This is a genomic window from Paenibacillus agri, assembly GCF_013359945.1.
Classification (GTDB): domain Bacteria; phylum Bacillota; class Bacilli; order Paenibacillales; family Paenibacillaceae; genus Paenibacillus_AQ; species Paenibacillus_AQ agri.
In genome coordinates this window covers 1-286 of the sequence record NZ_JABWCS010000102.1, presented here as the reverse complement: position 1 = coordinate 286, position 286 = coordinate 1, and the positions used below count along the sequence as shown (strand labels likewise).

The following is a 286-nucleotide window of genomic DNA, read 5'->3' as shown; positions in this document are numbered from 1 at the left end:
GAGCCAATCCCAGCAAAGCCGGTCTCAGTTCGGATTGCAGGCTGCAACTCGCCTGCATGAAGTCGGAATTGCTAGTAATCGCGGATCAGCATGCCGCGGTGAATACGTTCCCGGGTCTTGTACACACCGCCCGTCACACCACGAGAGTTTACAACACCCGAAGTCGGTGGGGTAACCCGCAAGGGAGCCAGCCGCCGAAGGTGGGGTAGATGATTGGGGTGAAGTCGTAACAAGGTAGCCGTATCGGAAGGTGCGGCTGGATCACCTCCTTTCTATGGAGAATCGT

Annotated in this window: 1 rRNA gene; it reads left to right on the top strand. The window is 57.0% G+C overall.

From position 1 onward, the window contains the following. Positions 1-272, top strand: a 16S ribosomal RNA gene (locus HPT30_RS00475); the annotation flags it as partial. Positions 273-286: the final 14 nt, after the last annotated feature.